The organism is Flavobacterium sp. WC2430 (genome assembly GCF_040822075.1).
In the GTDB taxonomy this organism is placed as follows: Bacteria; Bacteroidota; Bacteroidia; order Flavobacteriales; family Flavobacteriaceae; genus Flavobacterium.
The window spans coordinates 2,467,778-2,487,801 of sequence record NZ_CP162007.1; the positions used below are offsets into that span (position 1 = coordinate 2,467,778).

Annotated in this window: 16 protein-coding genes; 4 read left to right on the top strand and 12 right to left on the bottom strand. The window is 32.2% G+C overall.

Annotated features, from left to right (window positions below; genetic code table 11):
• Positions 1–181: 181 nt before the first annotated feature.
• Positions 182–2,395 carry a response regulator gene (locus tag AB3G36_RS10825; RefSeq protein WP_367752615.1) on the top strand — a complete coding sequence of 738 codons (2,214 nt, stop codon included), beginning with the start codon at positions 182–184 and terminating at the stop codon, positions 2,393–2,395.
• Between the two features lie 69 nt (positions 2,396–2,464).
• On the opposite strand, the gene AB3G36_RS10830 is transcribed toward AB3G36_RS10825, so the two are convergent.
• The 3 genes from AB3G36_RS10830 to AB3G36_RS10840 form a co-directional block, all read right to left on the bottom strand.
• Positions 2,465–2,941 (bottom strand): Hsp20/alpha crystallin family protein, encoded by a 477-nt coding sequence (locus AB3G36_RS10830; RefSeq protein WP_367752617.1) that lies wholly within the window; start codon positions 2,939–2,941, stop codon positions 2,465–2,467.
• A 169-nt stretch (positions 2,942–3,110) separates the two neighbouring features.
• Positions 3,111–4,370, bottom strand: coding sequence for a DEAD/DEAH box helicase (locus AB3G36_RS10835; protein ID WP_367752619.1), 1,260 nt, complete (start codon positions 4,368–4,370; stop codon positions 3,111–3,113).
• A 121-nt stretch (positions 4,371–4,491) separates the two neighbouring features.
• Positions 4,492–5,520, bottom strand: coding sequence for a formimidoylglutamase (locus AB3G36_RS10840; RefSeq protein ID WP_367752621.1), 1,029 nt, complete (start codon positions 5,518–5,520; stop codon positions 4,492–4,494).
• Between the two features lie 93 nt (positions 5,521–5,613).
• Here AB3G36_RS10840 and AB3G36_RS10845 point away from each other — a divergent pair, with 93 nt between their 5' ends.
• Positions 5,614–6,498 (top strand): hypothetical protein, encoded by an 885-nt coding sequence (locus AB3G36_RS10845; protein ID WP_367752623.1) that lies wholly within the window; start codon positions 5,614–5,616, stop codon positions 6,496–6,498.
• Positions 6,499–6,796: 298 nt separating this feature from the next.
• On the opposite strand, the gene AB3G36_RS10850 is transcribed toward AB3G36_RS10845, so the two are convergent.
• The 6 genes from AB3G36_RS10850 to AB3G36_RS10875 all read right to left on the bottom strand — a co-directional run bounded on the left by AB3G36_RS10850 (position 6,797) and on the right by AB3G36_RS10875 (position 13,668).
• Entirely contained in the window at positions 6,797–8,101 is a 1,305-nt protein-coding gene (locus AB3G36_RS10850) for an ammonium transporter (RefSeq protein WP_367752625.1), read from the bottom strand.
• Positions 8,102–8,411: 310 nt separating this feature from the next.
• A complete protein-coding gene (locus AB3G36_RS10855) occupies positions 8,412–9,485 on the bottom strand; it encodes an alanine/ornithine racemase family PLP-dependent enzyme (RefSeq protein WP_367752627.1) in 1,074 nt (357 codons plus the stop codon).
• Positions 9,485–10,636 (bottom strand): alanine racemase, encoded by a 1,152-nt coding sequence (gene alr / locus AB3G36_RS10860; protein ID WP_367752629.1) that lies wholly within the window; start codon positions 10,634–10,636, stop codon positions 9,485–9,487. The genes AB3G36_RS10855 and alr overlap by 1 nt, the downstream gene beginning before the upstream one ends.
• Positions 10,626–11,777 (bottom strand): amidohydrolase, encoded by a 1,152-nt coding sequence (locus AB3G36_RS10865; RefSeq protein WP_367752631.1) that lies wholly within the window; start codon positions 11,775–11,777, stop codon positions 10,626–10,628. The genes alr and AB3G36_RS10865 overlap by 11 nt, the downstream gene beginning before the upstream one ends.
• Positions 11,778–11,783: 6 nt before the next feature.
• Positions 11,784–12,218: a GNAT family N-acetyltransferase gene (locus tag AB3G36_RS10870; protein WP_367752633.1), complete on the bottom strand. Its 435-nt coding sequence runs from the start codon at positions 12,216–12,218 to the stop codon at positions 11,784–11,786.
• Positions 12,199–13,668, bottom strand: coding sequence for a sodium:solute symporter (locus AB3G36_RS10875; RefSeq protein WP_367752635.1), 1,470 nt, complete (start codon positions 13,666–13,668; stop codon positions 12,199–12,201). Before AB3G36_RS10875 ends, AB3G36_RS10870 begins: the two co-directional genes overlap by 20 nt.
• A 438-nt stretch (positions 13,669–14,106) precedes the next feature.
• Here AB3G36_RS10875 and AB3G36_RS10880 point away from each other — a divergent pair, with 438 nt between their 5' ends.
• Complete coding sequence (locus tag AB3G36_RS10880; RefSeq protein ID WP_367752637.1) at positions 14,107–15,642, top strand: YifB family Mg chelatase-like AAA ATPase; 1,536 nt, start codon at positions 14,107–14,109, stop codon at positions 15,640–15,642.
• A 238-nt stretch (positions 15,643–15,880) separates the two neighbouring features.
• Positions 15,881–16,579: a pseudouridine synthase gene (locus AB3G36_RS10885; RefSeq protein ID WP_367752639.1), complete on the top strand. Its 699-nt coding sequence runs from the start codon at positions 15,881–15,883 to the stop codon at positions 16,577–16,579.
• 488 nt (positions 16,580–17,067) lie between these two features.
• Here the strand turns inward: AB3G36_RS10885 and AB3G36_RS10890 are convergent, their stop codons facing one another.
• The 3 genes from AB3G36_RS10890 to AB3G36_RS10900 all read right to left on the bottom strand — a co-directional run bounded on the left by AB3G36_RS10890 (position 17,068) and on the right by AB3G36_RS10900 (position 20,002).
• The gene (locus tag AB3G36_RS10890; protein WP_367752641.1) at positions 17,068–18,357 is read right to left on the bottom strand and encodes a DEAD/DEAH box helicase; all 1,290 of its coding nucleotides are present in this window, start codon (positions 18,355–18,357) and stop codon (positions 17,068–17,070) included.
• 214 nt (positions 18,358–18,571) lie between these two features.
• Complete coding sequence (locus AB3G36_RS10895; RefSeq protein ID WP_367752643.1) at positions 18,572–18,937, bottom strand: hypothetical protein; 366 nt, start codon at positions 18,935–18,937, stop codon at positions 18,572–18,574.
• A gap of 204 nt (positions 18,938–19,141) precedes the next feature.
• Positions 19,142–20,002, bottom strand: a complete 861-nt coding sequence (locus AB3G36_RS10900; protein ID WP_367752645.1) for a neutral zinc metallopeptidase — start codon at positions 20,000–20,002, stop codon at positions 19,142–19,144.
• Positions 20,003–20,024: the final 22 nt, after the last annotated feature.

Below are 20,024 nucleotides of genomic sequence, written 5' to 3' on the forward strand. Positions count from 1 at the left end.
AAAAAGCAGTTACAAGGCATTCTTGTAACTGCTTTTTTTATAGTTTTATTTTTTAAGAATATTCTTTCAGTAAAATTTATTTTTTTTTCAAATATTTTTACTTATCAAGTCTATTCTCTTTTTAAATTATTGATACTTAATGTTTAAATAAAAATGTATATTTGATAAAATTAAAATTTCTATGCTCCAATCAAGAATTATTTTTTTTATTTTCTTTTCATTAAATCTTTTTAGCAGCAATTCTGTTACAGATAAAATAAAACCATCAAGAAAGGAAATTGTTAATCTTACTAATAAGGCCTCACAATACTTGCAAGAGTTTAATTTTGAAAAATCATTTGCTACTGCAAGAAAAGCATTAAAACACTCTATAGATGCTAAGGATGATATCTTAATTGCAAAATCCTATAATACAATTGCAGGTAATTATGATGAATTATCAGAGTATGATAAAGCTATATTTTTCTATAAAAAAGGGCTGTTTTATGCCAATAAAACAAGTAATGATACTGTTAAGAATAGTATAAATAATAATCTAGGGAACATTTATTGTTTTGAAGTTAATCAACTTGCAAAAGGGTTAAATTATTATAAAAAATCACTAGACTATAGTTTAAAAATAGCCGACTCAAGTCAAATTTACATAACTAAAATGAATATTGCTTGGGCCTATTTTTATATTGGTAATTTTAAAAATGGAAAGCCGTATTTAGATTTTATTACTAAATACAAAAATAGGTTGGGTGATAATACTACAATTGTTGCTTTAAACATGTTAAATGGAATGTATTATACGAGTACATCAGACTATGATAAAGCAAATTCCTTTTTTATTGATGCTATTAAGCTTGGTAATAGTGGAATTGAAAAATCGGATTTGTCTTATTCACATGAAGAATATGCCAAATTATTATTAAAAACAGGTAAATATAAAGAAGCATACGAAAACTTGGCCTTGTTTAATAAAATAAGAAAAGAACTTGAACAATCAGATAAATTGAAGAGGGCAGAAGTTATAGGAGTGAACTTAGAGCTAGATGAATATAAGAGAAAAGTTGATAAAATTGAAAATGAAAAAGATTTACAATATCAAAGTTTGAAAAAATCTAGAATTATAGTTTTTCTATTCATAATTGCTTTGAGTGTTGTATTGCTACTACTTTATACCGTTTATAAAAATTATAATTTTAAGAAAAAAAAGAATGCCGAACTTGTTATAGCCAATGAAGAATTAAGTATTGCAAAAGAAAAAGCGGAAGTCGCTTCTCAACTTAAATCACAATTTGTTTCAACAATAAGTCATGAATTACGAACTCCATTATACGGTGTAGTTGGAATTACAAATATGTTATTGGATGAACACAAAGAACTAGCGGATAGTCCTCATTTAAGTTCTCTTAAATTTTCTGCTCGTTATCTATTATCACTCGTTAATGATGTATTGCAAATTAATAAAATTGAAGAAAATCGAATTGTTCTTGAAAGTTTAACTTTTAATATTACTGATGAGATAAATATGATTAAAAATTCTTTGTCTTTTATTGCGAAGAATCATAATAATGAAATTAATGTTACTATTGACCCTGCGATTCCGGAGTACTTAATTGGAGATAAACTTCGTTTTTCTCAAATAATAATAAATTTAGTCAGTAATGCATTGAAATTTACTGATAATGGAATGGTTGACATTTCGGCTAACTTGATTAAAGTAGAAAATAAATTTAATTATATTGAATTTAAAATTCAAGATAATGGTGTTGGAATAGCGATCGAAGATCAGGAAAAAATATTTGAAAAATTTGTACAAGTTGGAAGGAAAGAGATTGATTATCAAGGTACAGGTTTAGGGCTATCTATTGTAAAACGATTGTTAGAACTGTTTAATAGTGCTATATCACTTCAAAGTGAAATAGGAAAAGGAACTACTTTTATCTTTGAAATTGCATTTGAATGTGATCCGGCGAAGACTGTTGAAATTATTAATAAAATTCATGTTGACTTGACATCAAGTGAAATTTTTTCAGTTCTTGTAGTAGATGATAACACAATTAATCAACTGATTACAAAAAAAATAATTGAAAAAAACAACTATAAATGCAGCGTTGTAAGCTCTGGTTTTTTGGCTTTAGAGATTCTCGAAAAAGAAACTTTTGATGTCATTTTAATGGATATTAATATGCCTTTAATGAATGGGTTTGAAACCACAAGGCGCGTTCGTAATATGGGAATAAAAACACCTATTGTTGCATTGACAGCATTTGATAAAGATGAAATTATTGAAGAGTCATTATCAGCTGGATTTAATGATATAATTGTGAAACCCTTCGAGTCATTTATATTATTTAAAACAATAAATAATCTTATTTACAAAGAAAAAGAATCTTGTTTAATATGATTTAACTAAAAAAAACACCTAAAGTATAGTTTTAGATGTTTTTTGAAAGAGATGAAATTTCCTTTTATCTTATTTTATAGCTATGTTTTTAGCCATTTTTTTCGAACTTCCTTCTTTTTTTGCAATTTCTACATGCAGTATGCCATCTTTATAGTTAGCATTAATGTTGTTTTCATCGGCATAATCAGGAAGGCTAAAGGTTCTGCAGAAAGATTGATAATTAAACTCTTTTCTGTAATAATTTCCTTTTTTTCTAGTTTCCTCTTTTTCTTCTTCTTTTTCTGAAGAAATGGAAAGGATGTTATTGTCGACTTCAACTTTAAAGTCTTCTTTTTTTAAACCTGGAGCAGCTAGTTCAACTTCAATTTTTTTATCTGTTTCTTTTAAATTGACAGATGGTAAGCTACTACCCATAGTCGAAAAATTCTTATCGGTCCAATCCATAATATCTCTTGATAGAACATCATCAAAAAAAGGATTTAAAGTTGGTAAAAAACTAGAACTTACTAACGGTGAATAACTGTTTCTTTTTACAAGTGCTTCCATAATTTATGAGTTTTAAATGATTATTAATTAATACTAAAATTAAAAAAAAATTATAACTCAAACAAAACAATAACAGTTAATTAACTGATTACAAAGTATTTACCTATAAAATAAAAAGCCTTTTACAAATTTTGTAAAAGGCTTTTATACTTAAATTATGGTAATTATATTAATACCATCGTTTTTTATTTTGTTTTGAAGCATCTGATTTTCTTGATTTATGAGCTCCGCCACTTCGATTTGAATTTTTTGGTTTGTTAGATGTTCCGGGAGCAGTTTCAGGGCTACCTGAGTGCCAAGGATATGGGTGGTCACTTACCGTTTTTACATCAACTTTTATTAATTTTTGAATATCCTTCCAATACCCATGTTCATCTTTACTGCAAAAAGAAATTGATATCCCACCATTTCCTGCGCGTCCTGTTCTACCAATACGGTGAACATAAGTTTCTGGTATATTGGGCAAGTCAAAATTAATAACATAGGGCAATTGATCAATATCAATACCGCGAGCAGCAATGTCAGTAGCTACAAGCACTCCAACTTCTTTGTTTTTGAATGCTTCTAAAACGCGTTGTCTCGCATTTTGAGATTTATCACCATGTATGGCTTCCGCTGCAATATTATTTTTTCGTAATGCTTTTACAACATTATCTGCACCGTGTTTTGTTCTTGAAAAAACTAAAACATCTGACAAATCTTGATTTTTAATCAAGTGATATAGTAAGTTTCTTTTTTCAGTTTTTTCAACAAAGTAAACATGTTGTTCTACATTCTCAGCTGTTGATGATACTGGAGACACAGTTATTGTTTCAGGATTTGTTAGAAACATTTCTGCCAATTCTCTGATAGCCATTGGCATAGTGGCAGAGAAAAATAAGGTTTGTCTATTTTTAGGTGTTAGTTTGACGATTTTTTTCACATCATTTACAAATCCCATGTCAAGCATTTGGTCTGCTTCATCAAGAACTAATGTATGTAAATGGTCTAAGTCAATAAAACCTTGTTTATGTAAATCAAGTAACCTTCCAGGTGTAGCAATTAAAATGTCAATACCATTTTTTAATGTATCGACTTGTGGGTTTTGCGAAACTCCTCCAAAAATGGTAAGCTGAGTTAAATTGGTATATTTAGCATAAGTATCAAAACTTTGCCCTATTTGAACTGCTAGCTCTCTTGTAGGTGTGACCACTAGCGCACGAATTTGTTTAGCTTTTTTAGAAGAGCCAACAATACGATGTAATTGATGTATAATGGGGATTGCAAATGCTGCTGTTTTTCCAGTTCCTGTTTGTGCACAGCCGATCATATCTTTTCCAGCCAAAACTAGCGGAATAGATTGCTCTTGAATAGGAGTGGGATTGATATAGCCTTGTTCAAATACGGCTTTTTGTATACTTTTTGAAAGTGATAAATCTTCGAATAACATATTTTTGAAATTAAATATCTTGTATTATGTACATAGATAGATTTGCAAAGATAGTGTTATTTATCGATTCGCTTAATTTGTTGTCTATTTTACAGATTGAAAACTCTTATAAAAGAGTTATTTATTGACTTGACTTGATAAAATCAGTAATTAAATAACCTATTAATTTACCAATTAAATGATTGTTTTTCTCTTCGCCTAAATCGGGAGCACCTTCACAAATATGTAAATAGGCAGCATTCTTGTGTTTTCCAAAAAAAGAAATGAATTGTCTTAATTCTTCAACGGAGAAACCACTTAAAGTCATTGCACTACTTGCTATATTTGGTATGGCATCTAAATCTATTTCAATTCCAAAAGTATCAGTCTTAATAAATTCTAATGCTATATTCATTTCTTCATTAAAATTTTTTTCTTGTCTAATTTTTAGGCTGTCATAAGTATTATACCGTACACGATCCTCCGTTTTTTTTATAATGTCCAAAACGCTTTTGGAGGTGTAATTTTCATGTAAGCCAAAAACAAAATATTTTTTCAAAAAACCTTCTTCGTATGCATATGAAAAACCATTTCCACTATGACGACCTTCAAGAATTCTAAAATCGGAATGTGCATCAAAATTGATGGCATTTATAGGTTTCCCTTTTGCTAAAGCAGTCCCTTTAATATTGCCGTATGAATTATTATGACCTCCACCAATAATTATAGGTGTTTTTCCAGCTTTTATAATATTAAAGATAATATGAGAAACGTCTTTGTCTATTTTTTCAACTAATTGACTCAATTTGGAACGATCATCAATATCATTAAAATCTAAATGTTCGACCTCCTTCATTTCTTCACAAACATTCATTTGACCAAGGATAATTATTTGATTTCCTTTGCAAAAGCGATTGTGTTGAATGTTAGCAATATTTTTTATAGCAATCTCCCATGCCGATGCAGCGCCTGGTCTTCCAAAATTGGCTCTAATACCAATATCTTCTGGAATTCCCAATAAAACATATTTAGCTTCTGATATTTTTAAAAATGAAAGTGGGTCAGTTCCTTTTGGTACAGTAATCATCTTTTCTCCAAATTTTATTTCACCACTTCTATGGTTAGTAATTTTTGCAAGATCATTCGTAGTAAAAGGTAGAATTTTTTCCATAAAAAAATATTTTTTTCCAAAAATACTATAATTGTGTTAACTTACGTTATAACTTAAATATATATTATTAAATTTGGAAAAAAATATTTAAACATGGAAAATCAAAAAAGCAGTTCAAGTCTTAAGGCAGTTATTGCTGTATTAGCAGTTTTATTAGTAGGTAGTTTAGTGTATATTTTTAAAATGAGTTCTGATGTTGAAACAGTTCAAACAGAATTGAAAACTACTATGACTGAAAAAGAATCGGTTATGAAAGATTTGCAAGAATTAAAAGCTACTTATGACGCAGCTATTTCTGAAAATACCTCTATGTCGGATGAGTTAATTCAAGAAAGAGATAAAGTAGTTAATTTAATGGCTGATTTAAATAAGTCAAAAGGGGATGTAGCTTCATTAGCAAAATATAGAACTCAATTTATTGCTTTGCAAAACAATATGAAAGTTTTAATGACAGAAAATGAAGGATTGAAAAAAGCAAATACTACATTAACTACACAACGTGATAGTACAGTAGTAGTATTAGGTGAATCTAAAAAATATAATGAAGTTTTAGTTGGACAAAATGAAGAATTGTCTAAAGCTGTTGAGAAAGGTTCAAAATTAACAGTTTTGAACATGAAAACATCTGCTTACAAACTAAGAAGTTCAGGAAAACAAGTTGAAACGGATAAAGCAAGTAGAGCTGATGTTCTTAAAATTAGTTTTACAATTGCTGAAAACCAAATTGCTAAATCTGGAGATAAAACATATTATGTACAAGTAATTGATAGTAAAAACAATGTTTTAGGTGATAAAAAGACTGAAAATTTTGGAGATGCTTCGTTAGTATATAGTTTTATAACTAATGTAAAATATGAAAACAAAACTGTTCAAGTAACAGAAGATTTACCTGGTAAAGACTTTGCAAAAGGGACGTACTTCGTAAATGTTTTTGATAAAAATGAATTGGTTTCAAAAACGAGTTTTACTTTAAAATAAAATAATATATTTCATAAAGAATAGCCGTCTCAAATTATTTTGAGACGGCTTTTTTTTGTATATGGTTTGGTGATTTTAAGTTGATTTTGTTCCTATACAAGTTTGTATTATTTGTGTGAAACTTAGCTTATCAATGGACAAAAGATGCGTTGATGTATAAAAAGAATACCAGAAATAGTTTTGATCTTTCTATAAATAGATTGCGAATAAAATGAAATTCAGTGTGTTTTATAGCCATAAAAAAAACTCCCTGAAAACTTAATTTCAGGGAGTTTTATTTTATTTATTAAAGTGTTTACTACAAAAACTCTCCGTGTTGAGAGATATCTAAACCTAACTCTTCTTTGTCTTCAGTTACTCTTAAAGGAGTGATTTTATTTACAATAAAGAAAAGGAAATAAGAAACAGAAAAAGCAAATACAGATACAATCACTAAAGCCGTTAATTGGTGTATAAATAAAGTTGTTTCACCAAAAATTAGTCCTTGGTCTGTAACTGCTGGATTTATTGCTTTTGATGCAAAAACACCAGTTAATAACATTCCAGTCATACCACCAACTCCATGACAAGCAAATACATCTAATGCATCATCAATTTTACCTTTAGGAAATTTACTTACTACAATGTTACTTACAATACTACTAAATACACCTATGAAAATTGCATTAGGAATGCTTACGAATCCTGCAGCAGGAGTAATAGCTACTAGACCAACAACTGCACCAATACAAGCACCCATTGCAGATACTTTATGTCCAAGAATTTTATCAAAGAAAACCCAAGCCATACCTGCAGCAGCTGCAGCAACTGTTGTAGTTCCTAAAGCTTGCACTGCTAATCCGTTTGCAGCAAGAGCAGAACCAGCATTAAATCCGAACCAACCAAACCATAACAATCCTGTTCCTAATAATACATAAGTAATACGAGCAGGATTTGATTTTTGACCTTTTCTTTTTCCTAAAAACATAGCTCCAGCTAAAGCAGCCCAGCCAGCACTCATGTGTACTACAGTTCCTCCAGCGAAATCCAATACTCCCATTTTATAGAAAAAACCATCTGCATGCCAAGTCATATGACATAATGGAGCATATACAAAAATGATAAATAAAACCATGAACAACATATAAGCCCAAAAACGAATTCTCTCAGCAAATGCACCAGTTATTAAGGCAGGAGTGATAATTGCAAATTTAGCTTGAAATAAAGCAAAAAGCATAAATGGAATGGTTCCCCAAGCTGTTGTAATCCCAACATTTTTAAACATGAAATAATCTGTAGGGTTACCTATGAAGCCTCCTATTGAAGTTCCAAAAGATAAACTGAATGCAACGATTACCCAAAGTACAGTAACAATTATCATTGCCATGAAGCTTTGTAACATGGTGCTAATGACATTCTTTTTTCCTACCATTCCTCCGTAGAAGAAACCTAGTCCAGGAGTCATTATTAATACAAGTGCAGTTGCAACAATCATCCAAGCTGTATCTCCAGTGTCAAATTTTACTGCATCTAATGGAATTGGATTTTCGGACAACATGAAATTGGTACAGAGTGATAAGACCAATAGAGCGATAAGAATTACGCTTAAAATAATTTTTCTCATTGTTTTTAGGTTTAGTTTTTTACGGTAAAAATATAAAATGAATCAATATCCCTATTAAAATCGGGTGGTATTATGTTATTTTTATTGAATTTCAAATTTAACCCCTATTATTTTAAAGGTTATCTGAGTTAAACCCTCTATAATTTACAATTTGTTAATATGAGTATTTAAATTGGATAATAATTATTGCCTGATATGTAATAGTAGTTTACAAAAAAAAATCAGATAATAGTTTATCTGATTTTTTTTAGGAAAGTGGAATTCATTATTTTAAATGAATTTTATTTGTATTTAGTTTTTTAAGGCTAATTTATCCGATTCTCTTTTCAATATAATCTGAATTTAAAAGATAGAGTGCTCCCATATATTGTATTTTAAAGGAAACTAAATCTCCAATTTTATATTTCTTTTTTGAATTTGAAATATCTATTACAAGCATATCTGAACTTGCATCGATAATTTTAATATCACTATCCTCGGCTTCAATATATTGTGGTTGCATGTCAAGTAAACCAATGTCTAAAATGGCTCTTAAAGAAGTTTCTCCTAAATCATCAGTATCACTTGGTACATAACTAGTTCCAACACCACTTTCGCCTAGTTCTCCAATAGGGGCATCAGGTTTCTCTGTAATTTCAATTATTTCTGAGTACAGCTTAAACACATCATTGTGCATCCCTGCGATGGTAGCACCAGTAAAAAGATCTTTACCAAAAAATAATGCTTCTCCAACTCTAAAATGATTTACCGCCATAGGACGTGCATTTTTTAACATTAACGGAATGGCTACTGATGTTCCACCAGAAACCCATGGAATAGTGATGTTAAATTTGGCTTCAATGAGTTGTTTGTATAGACTTAACTGAATTAATTTATCTTGTGTTGGCATGATTCCACTTAAACAATTAAGATTGGTACCTATACCACGAATTTCAATATTAGGTAATTTTAAAATAGTACCATAAAATTCAACCAGTTCTTCACCCATTACACCTTCACGTAAATCTCCCATTTCAATCATGATTATGATTTTATGAGTTTTGTTTTGTTTCTGTGCTTCTTTAGAAAGTAGTTGTATGGTATATATTTCAGTATTGAAACTTACATCAGCATAACGAACAATATTTTCTATACTTTGTTTCGCAGGAGGTTTTATATAAACCGTTTGAATAGTAGGGTCTAATGATTTTATTTTTCTTAAATTACTTACGCGGGAATCATGAATTTCTCGTACTCCAAGTGCAATTAATTCTTTAAGGTAAATTTTGTTGCCACATAAAAGTTTAGACACAACACCCCATTGTATGTTTCTAGATTTGAAGATAGTATCAAGAAAGGTATAGTTTTCTTCTAATTTCTTTCTATATAATTTTATAAAAGCCATTATTCTATTATTTTACGTGGAATCGTTTTTGAAATTCGGGTTAGTAATTCATAATTTAGTTGATTACTGAAATCACTAAAAGAAGCTACAGATACGGTAAGATCTTCTTGTGTGCCAATTAAAACGACCTCATCTTCTTTTTTTACAGTTTCGATGTCAGTTACATCAACTGTCATCATATTCATATTGACTGATCCTACAACGATACAGCGTTGTCCATTAATTAAAACTCTTCCTTGATTACTCAAAGACCGGCTGTATCCATGAGAATAACCTATAGGAACAACAGCAATTTTCATTTTTCTTTCTGCCAGAAAACTAGTGCCATAACCTATAAAATCACCAATATTCACTTTTTTCACACTCATTATGCTACTTTTCCAAGTAATGACACGATGCAATGGATCAATTTTACTTTTTTTAGTATTTAAATAATTCACAAAAACTTCAGGACTAGGCCACAAGCCATATTGCATGATACCAATTCTAACCATATCCATTCTTGTTTCTGGAAACATTATTGACGCTGCAGAACAAGCAGAATGTTTAATTTCTGGTTTTAGGTCATTATCCCAAAGGTATTGATAAATTTCGTCAAATCGTTTGATTTGTTTCTCCACTCTATAATAGTTTGCAATGCTTTCTGCTCCGGCATAATGAGTGCATAGCCCTTTAAATATAAGGTATTCCTTTTCTTTTTTTAGAAAATCGATAACGTTATTGAGTTCTTTTTTTTCAAAACCAGTTCGGTTCATTCCTGTTTCTACCTCAATATGTAATATTGCCTTTTTATGCAGTTTTTTTGCAACTCTGGTGGCTTTTGTAAGTCGGCTTTTATCGAATACAAAAAACTCAACATGATTAGCAACAACCCATTCCATATCTTCGTCTTGAACGAGTCCCATCACCATAATGGTGGCTTTATCAGCAAGTGTGGCTTTTACTATTTTGGCTTCTTCGACATCAAAAACTGAAAAATGTGTAACACCACATTCATACGCCATGAGTACAAATTCCTTTATACCATGACCGTATGCATTTCCTTTAACAACCGAAGAAAGTAGTACTTTTTTTCCAAAAGTATTTTTTAGAAAGCTAATGTTTTTTTGGTACGCTATTTTGTTTAGTTCTATAATCGAATTAGTATGCATCCGTAATTTGTTTGCTTATTTGTAAAAAAGTGGCTACTCCAGTGGCTATTATTTCATCTGGAAAATCATAATCAGGATTGTGTAGGGCGGGAGTATTCATTCCTGATCCTAATCCAAACATTGCTCCTGGAAATTGCTGGGTAAGTAGACCAAAATCTTCTCCCCATGTAAATGGCATTTCTTTTTCTAACAGATCAAAATCATTGATTTTCACTGCATTTTTTATGTGATTTACTGCTTCTTCATTGTTTTCATTGGCTTGAAAACTCTGCGTCCAAGTCATCTTGCATTTCAATTGGAATTCTTCGGCTATTGATTTTGCTAGTTCTTCTAATTTACTTTCAATGGCTTGCATTTCCGAATTACTATCGCTTCTTACTGTAAAATGAATTTCTGCCGCACCCGCTGAAACACCATACGCCTTCTTACCCATTTTCGAATAAATAGGTGTAATCAAACAATATTTTGCTGCAGCAATATTGGCTTGTATGAGCTGGTTAAATTGGGTAGTTATTTTAGCTAATGCCAATGCTGGATTGATTCCTTTATGAGGTTCTCCTGCATGAGATGTGATTCCTTTTAGTTTTATAATTAAGCTGTTTACGGCACAACTAAAAGTATCGTTTTTAACAACAATTTGATTTTTTTTATATCCTGGAATATTGTGCAGTGCGAATACAAAGTCAGGTTTATAAATAAATTTGGGGTCATTAAAAACTTTTTCAGCACCAGTACCATCTTCTTCCGCAGGCTGGAAGAGTAAAATAACAGTTCCTGTTTCAGGTCTTTTATAGTGCAATTCAATGGCTAGACCACACATAATTGCCATGTGTCCATCGTGTCCGCATTTATGGGAAACTCCGTTGGTTAAGGAACGATGTTCAAAAGTATTAATTTCGTCAATGGGTAATGCATCTAGTTCACAACGAAATAAAACCGTTTTTCCAACGGTTTTCCCTTTATAAATAACTAAAATTCCAGTTGTCCCAACCTCGGTAACAATTTCATCAGGAGGATAATTTTCAAGAAATGAAAGAATCATTTTTGCAGTATGTACCTCTTTTCCTGAAACCTCTGGATTTTTATGTAATTCCTTTCGCAATAGCGTAAGTGTTGCTATACGTTGGTTTAAGTTTTGCATTTTGGATTATTTGATGAGACGCATTTCTAGGTATTTGTTTGTAAATCCTAGTTTTTCGTATAATTTTTTGGCAGGATTATCGGGTTCCACATGAAGTGCAATATTTCCTTCGGCAATTGAGATGGCTTTTTGCATCAATTGTTTTCCATATCCCTTACCACGTTGACTATTGTCTACTGCAATATAAACTAAAATATTTTCAGGGATAAAGTCTTTCATACCTGTGTTGTTTAAAATAACAACACCTACAATTTTATTTTCATCTAAACCTACAACTATATTTCCTCCTTTATCTGGATTCATTACGTAAGCGATGCATTTTAGAATATCGTCTACTTTATCGCCATATTCCTCTAAATGAGTGAAAAGAAATTGAGCAATGATTTGATTAGTATATGTGGTGTCTTCTCCTGAAGTTGAATTAATTATTTTGAATTCCATTTTGTTTTTCTTTTTTATAATGATAAATTGATATTGTATAAAATAAAATAAGCGAAATACTGATACCATAAATGTTGGCATCGAGATGTTCTGGTAGTTTTATTCCTAAAGGTAATTTATTTTTAGTGACTATGAGTAAAATTGTTGCTCCTCCTCCAAAAAGCATACTCCAAAAAGCGGCAATGGGATGGCTTTTCTTCCAAAATAAAGCACCTAGTACTGGTATAAATAGTCCTGAAACCATAAAGGCATAGGAGTAGAGCATGAGTTCTAATACATTTTGCATTTGGGAAGCCAATAGAATGGCAAAAACACCAATTGCTAAGGTTACTATTTGTGAAAGTTGCAATTCTTGTTTGTGGGTTAATTCTTTTTTAGAAAATTTAGCGAGAATATCGGTTACTATATTACCAGAGGCCGCCATCAAGCAACTATCTGCAGTGGAAAGGATAGCCGAAAAATAGGAGGAAAGCATCAATCCCATTAATCCTACAGGAAGAATGGTTGCTAATAAAATAGGTAATCCCATTTCACTATCCATCGATGCAGCATCAGTAATTCCTTTAAACATCCCATTAGTAGCAGCAACTTTAGCAAGCATTCCCAGAATTACTCCCATAAATGCCATGATAGGCCATTCAAAAACTCCAGCAATTAGCCATGCTTTTTTTGCTTCTTTTTCTCCTTTACTGGCATAAATTCTTTGGTACAATGTCATTCCTACAAACCAAATAGGAATAATAGTAATGGACCAGTTTAAAATTTGGTACCACTTCACATTAGTTAAGGACAGATATTCAGGGGCCAATGTTGCTTTAATGACATCGTATCCTCCAACAGCAGTATAGGCAATAGGAATTCCAATAAAAACCAATCCACCAATTAAGATTAGCCATTGAATCGTATCGGTATAAATTACTGCCTTTAGACCTCCAATTGCGGTATAAATAACAGCAATTGCACCCATAACAATAAGTGCGGTTTGAATGTTTAATCCTTCTATGGTTGCCGAAGCTAATTTGGCTCCAGCCAAAACTTGAGAACTTGTAAACCCAATGTATCCAATAGCTGAAATAATACCGGCTAATAAAGCTACTTTACTGTTATAAAAATGCTCAAATATTTGTGGGAAAGTAAAAAACTTATGTTTATGGCCCAAATGACTCACTTTTGGAATGAGATAAACAGCACTAAGCCACGCACCGAGTAAACCTGTAAATAACATCCAAGAACCTGATATTCCCATCGTAAAACCAAGCCCTCCTAAACCAATGGAGAATCCTCCACCCACATCAGTAGCCACTACAGATAAACCGATGTGCCAACTACTCATGTTTCGACCACTTACGTAAAAGTCTTCAGCTGTTTTGTTTTTATTAAAGAAATACACGCCAACACCAAGCATAGCGAGCATATAAACGACAAAGATTAGATAATCTATCCAGTGCATTTTTTTTAATTTATGATTATTTAATAGCCTGTAAATGGAATTTTTCCAAAAGGCAAAAGATGTAGCGAACTACAAAAAAAGAATGATTTTTAGATTGATTTCATGAAATAGAAATCATAGAATGGTTGTTGTTAAAAATGTATAAAAAAACGTTTTTCAACCCTAAAAATCAAATAAATCTCGGCAAATATAGGAAATTATATCCAAAAACGGAACAAATTGGGCGTAAGGTCTAATGCTTAAGTTTTGAAACTTCATTTTTTTGTAAGGAAATAATAAGTGACATAATAAATCAAATTTAGATTTCATGATTCTATAATCCATCTCTTTTTTTAAAATTAGAGTAGTAAAATAATATGGCTAATGTGTTATTATTTAGTAAGATAAATCTATAGTTTGGTATGTTAAAATTCATTATTTTTAAAAAAAATATACGCCATGCTAGTTAAAGTTTTTGGAAGTGCCGTTTTTGGTGTTGAAGCCACAACAATTACCGTAGAAGTAAATATTGACAAGGGAATTGGATATCATTTGGTGGGGTTGCCTGATAACGCAATCAAAGAAAGTAGTTATAGAATTGCAGCTGCTCTTAAAAATACGGGTTACCATATGCCGGGTAAAAAGATCACAATCAATATGGCACCTGCTGATTTGCGAAAAGAAGGTTCAGCCTATGATTTAACTTTAACCATAGGAATCTTGGTTGCTTCTCAGCAAATTGAAGCCAAAGAACTGGAGAAATATATTATTATGGGCGAACTTTCTCTCGATGGGAGTTTACAGCCCATTCGCGGAGCGTTGCCAATTGCTATAAAGGCGAAAGAAGAAGGATTTAAAGGGTTTTTTCTGCCAAAACAAAATGTAAAAGAGGCAGCAATAGTAGCTGGATTGGATGTTTATGGAGTTGAAAATGTACAGGAAGTCATTGATTTTCTAGAAGGGAAAGGCAATCTAGAACCCACAACAATTGATACGAGAGCCGAATTTTATAAAGATTTAGATTTTCCTGAATTTGATTTTAGTGATGTAAAAGGGCAGGAGTCTATAAAAAGATGTATGGAAATAGCGGCGGCTGGAGGACATAATATTATTTTGATTGGGCCTCCTGGAGCAGGAAAAACAATGCTTGCCAAACGTTTACCAAGTATTTTACCACCAATGACGTTACGAGAAGCCTTAGAAACAACTAAAATCCATAGCGTAGCAGGAAAGTTGAAAGAAGTAGGTTTGATGAATCAGCGGCCTTTCAGGAGCCCACACCATACTATATCTAACGTAGCACTCGTTGGTGGGGGGAGTTATCCCCAACCAGGAGAGATTTCGATGGCACACAATGGGGTTTTATTTCTGGATGAGTTACCCGAATTTAAACGTGATGTTCTCGAAGTGATGCGTCAACCACTAGAAGATAGGGAAGTAACCATTTCCAGAGCTAAGTTTACCGTTACTTATCCCTCTTCATTTATGCTGGTAGCAAGCATGAATCCAAGTCCAAGTGGTTTTTTTAACGATCCCGATTCACCACAAACGTCTTCACCACACGAAATGCAACGGTATTTAAGTAAAATATCAGGGCCTTTATTGGATCGAATTGACATCCATATCGAAGTAACTCCCGTTCCTTTTGAAAAATTATCTGATGATCGAAAAGCAGAAAGTAGTGTTGATATTCGAAAAAGAGTGACTGCAGCCCGAGAATTACAATCGGCACGTTTTGAACAAATGGAAAATATTCATTACAATGCGCAAATGAATACCAAACACATTAGAGAATGTTGTGCTCTTGATGATACATCCAAATTACTTTTGAAGACGGCTATGGAACGATTGAATCTTTCGGCGCGGGCGTACGATCGCATTTTAAAGGTAGCACGCACGATTGCTGACCTTGATGCTGCGCCTACTGTTGTTTCTAGTCATATTGCCGAAGCCATTCAGTATAGAAGTTTGGATCGAGATGGTTGGTTGGGATAAATTAGATTTCAGATTTTTGATTAACGATTTTTGATTGCAGATATTTAAACTATGCTAGGCAAAGTCTTCAACTTTGAGGAAGTGACTTTATAAAAGAGCATTGGGATACAATTTAAATAACAGTTTTAGCAATTGTAATCTTCTATTTTGTTTTTCGAGCTAAAATGAAAAAAGAAAAGTATAGAAATAAATAAGTCATAAAAGAGAGTTCTATCAAAATCTCTTTTATTTTTGCCAAATGTTAGAAATTCTTTACCAAGACGAATATATTATAGCAATTAATAAACCAAGTGGATTGTTAGTCCACAAATCATTTTACGCGCGCGATGCAAAAGTTTTTGCTATTCAAGAATTGAGAAATCAAATAGGAGGTCAACACGTTTATCCTATTCATCGGTTAGATCGTAAAACATCTGGTGTCTTGTTATTTGCGTTGGATAAAGATGCTTTAAAAATTATGAATGATCGTTTTGCCACACGCGAAGTAGAAAAAAAATATTTAGCAATTTTACGTGGCTGGTCACCCGAAGAACTAACGATTGATTATGATTTAACCAATGATGATGGCATTGTACAAAATGCAATAACCTACTTTCATCGATTGCAAAGTACCGAAATTGAGTTAGAATTTAATAATAAACCTACGTCACGATATTGTTTGGTAGAAGCAATTCCTGAAACGGGACGGATGCATCAATTACGAAAACATTTCAAACATATTTTTCATCCCATTTTAGGAAGTCGCCCTCATGGTTGTAACAAACAAAATAAATTATGGTTGGAGAATTTTGAACTGAAAGGAATGATGCTTCATGCACATCAGTTAATTTTTAATCATCCAATAACAAATGAACCACTTATCTTGAATGCAAAGATTAATGAAGAGTTTAGCAGAGTAGGTTCTATTCTTAATCTAGATTTGAAGACCTATGAATAGCATGCTAATTTGTAAATTTACGCTTTAAATTAGTGTAGTATTTGGAAACAACAGTTTTCAGTATAAAAAGGAACAGATTTTAGGACAAAACATTAAGGATAAATACACACTTTTTGTCATTCCGAAGAATGAGGAATCCCATTATTTACTAACGTTATGGAATTTATTATTGGAGTGGGCAAGGATTGCAAATCCGCGCTATCGTCGTCGGCAAGAAATTATGGTAATGATGACCAGACCGTTTTATAGATAGATATAAATTGATTTAGATTGTGTTCACGAGCGGGACGCTCGCGCCAGCCTTTAGATTTGTCCGATGAATTTACAAAATGGTATTATTGAAAATAAAAATGCCCTAAATAGCCCCGATAGAAACAAAAATCCCTGTGAGGGCTAGCGTTTAGCCCTCACAAGGATTGTAGTGTATAGCGGGAGATAACGTTGATAAAAACGAAATCGTTCTGCTCCTAAAAAACAATAAAAATTAATTATCTATTAGAACGTCTGTCATTATTTTGACTCGGGCGTCTTGGACCAAAACTGTTATTACTACTACGGTTTGTAGTATCAGTTTTTGGTTTCCTTGGAGTTGAATTGCGTTGTTGTCGCCCTTGCCCTTGTTTAATAGGTTCGGTTGAAGCGTTTGGATCTGGCTCAAACCCTTTAATATTTTCTTTAGGTAATTTCATACCAATCAATTTCTCTATATCACGTAAAAAAATGGTTTCATCTGGGCTAAATAAAGAAATCGCTTCTCCATTGGCACCAGCTCTCCCTGTTCTTCCGATGCGGTGAACGTAATCTTCGGGAATATTAGGTAATTCAAAATTGACAACATGAGGTAATAATGGGATGTCTAATCCTCTAGCCGCAATATCAGTAGCTACTAATGCCGTTAAGCTTCCGTTTTTAAAGCCTGCCAAAGCTTTGGTTCTGGCTCCTTGTCCTTTATTACCGTGAATGGCTGCTGCTTGAATTCCAGCACTAATCATACTTTCGGTTAATTTATTGGCACCTTGTTTGGTACGGGTAAATACCAAAATCTGTTTCCAATTTCCTTCGGTAATCAGTTTGATCACTAATTCGGTTTTTTTCTCTTTTGCAACTGGATATACTTTTTGAGTAATAGCATCGACAGTCGTATTTTCAGGTGTTGCCTCCACTTGAACGGGATGGTTTAAGATACCCATTGCTAATTTTTTAATGTCTTTTGAGAATGTAGCTGAAAACATTAGGTTTTGCCTTTTTGTTGGCAATACTTTCATGATGCGCTCAATATCTCTTAAAAACCCCATGTCTAACATGCGATCTGCTTCATCCAAAACTAAAATTTCTACTTTGTTTAGTGTGATTAATCCTTGATTTTGTAGGTCAATCAATCTACCTGGAGTTGCAACTAAAATATCTATACCTTGACGCAATTGTGCTACTTGTGGTTTTTGATTAACACCTCCAAAAATCACCGTACTGCGTAAATCTAAAAATTCACCGTATTCTTTTATATTGGCTAATATTTGCGCCGCTAATTCACGTGTTGGTGTTAAGATCAAAGCACGAATGGGTCTGTGACTTAAATGTTTTCCTTGTGATAAGATTTGTAATATAGGTAGTGTAAAACCAGCTGTTTTTCCTGTTCCTGTTTGTGCAGATGCCAATACATCTTTGCCTTCTAAGATTGGTGGAATTGATTTTTGTTGTATTGGAGAAGGAGTTGTATATCCTTTTTTGCTGATGGCTTTTAATAAAGCATCAGATAAGCCTAATGAGTTGAATGACATAAATTGTGTTTATGAAGTAAACACTATTATTTTGAGTACTTCTTTAATTTGGCGCGAAGGTACTGCTAAATTGTCCGATCTGCTTTTTAATGATTGATTTTGTTTGAATTTATCATTTCGTTGTACTTCAACTTATTATAGTACAATGATTTAGTACTTTTGGTTATGCGAAGTCAAAAAGGGGATTTAATGGGTAGGACTATAAAATTTAGTACTACGGAACGAAATATTCATTGATAAAAGCATGTTGTTGATTAACATTCATTGTATCTGTTTCTTTTATTTCTATTTTCATTTTTACAAAGCGTTCATCTTCGCTTAGGATGTCAAAAAAGTCAACCTTTGTATTTGAGGGCCCAAAAAGGATTATTTTATCATAATTAATTATTGCTTCGGCAATTCTATTGTAATACCCATAAACGTTTTTAATAGATGTTTTCTTTTCAAGTTTAGATGTCGCTTTATCTTCCAAGTGAAATTCATGTATAATCGTTTGAATTTCAAAAGGTTTTGTAGTAAATTCCATTAAATAGGCAAGAGAATGATCCATCCATATACCTAGTTGCTTCGTTTTTTTCATTTTGTTTACCCATTTATTTCGAGTAAAATTATCGATATAAAGGAGTGTAATTATTTATTTTAGTTAAGAGGTATTTGATATAAGATGAGTTGCAATAAAGTGTCGATGAATTGAATTTAGAATAAAAAAATAATGGCTTAATAAATGTTAGGGACAAAAAAAATCGGGCAATTAGCCCGATTTTAAATACTGTTTTTAATTTTTTTATTTTAATTCAGCAAAAGTATTTCCTTGCTTGATATCTCCCGTTTTATATCCTTTCATGAACCAGTATTTCCTTTGTTCGGATGTACCGTGAGTAAATGATTCAGGAACAATATGTCCTTGCATTTTTGATTGTATAGCATCATCACCAACTGCATGTGCAGCACTTAATGCTTCATCAAGATCTCCTTCTTCAAGAATGTTATTCATTTTTTGGTTGTAATGTGTCCAAACACCAGCATAAAAATCAGCTTGTAACTCTAGGGCTACTGATAATTTATTAGCTTCTGCTTTACTTTTACCTTGTTGCATTTCGCGCATTTTTGCTGATGTGCCTAATAAGGTTTGAACATGATGCCCAATTTCGTGGGCAATAACATAAGCAGTGGCAAAATCACCTCCTTGCGCACCAAAACGAGTTTTTAGTTCTTCAAAGAACGTTAAGTCCATATAGACTTTTTGATCTCCAGGGCAATAAAATGGGCCGGAATCAGAAGTTGCATTTCCACACGCAGTTTCTACAGCTCCGCTAAACAAAACAATATTTGGCTTTTTATAATTGAGATTATTTTCATTGAATATTTTTGTCCAAACATCTTCATTATCTGCTAATAGTGTTTTTACAAAATCTTGTTCTTCAAGCTCTTTTGCTGTTAGATCTCTTTGTTCGGTTGGAGTACTTTGACCTTGATTCATTTGTTCTAGTATTGGCGTAAGCATTTGAGCATTTTCACCACCAAAAACATTTAAAAGTAAAATAATAATTCCTATTATTCCGCCACCTACAATGGTTTTGCCACCGGAGGACATGCCTCTTCTGTCTTCAACATTATCACTTTTTCGTCTACCTTGCCATTTCATATATTATTATTATTAGTTATTT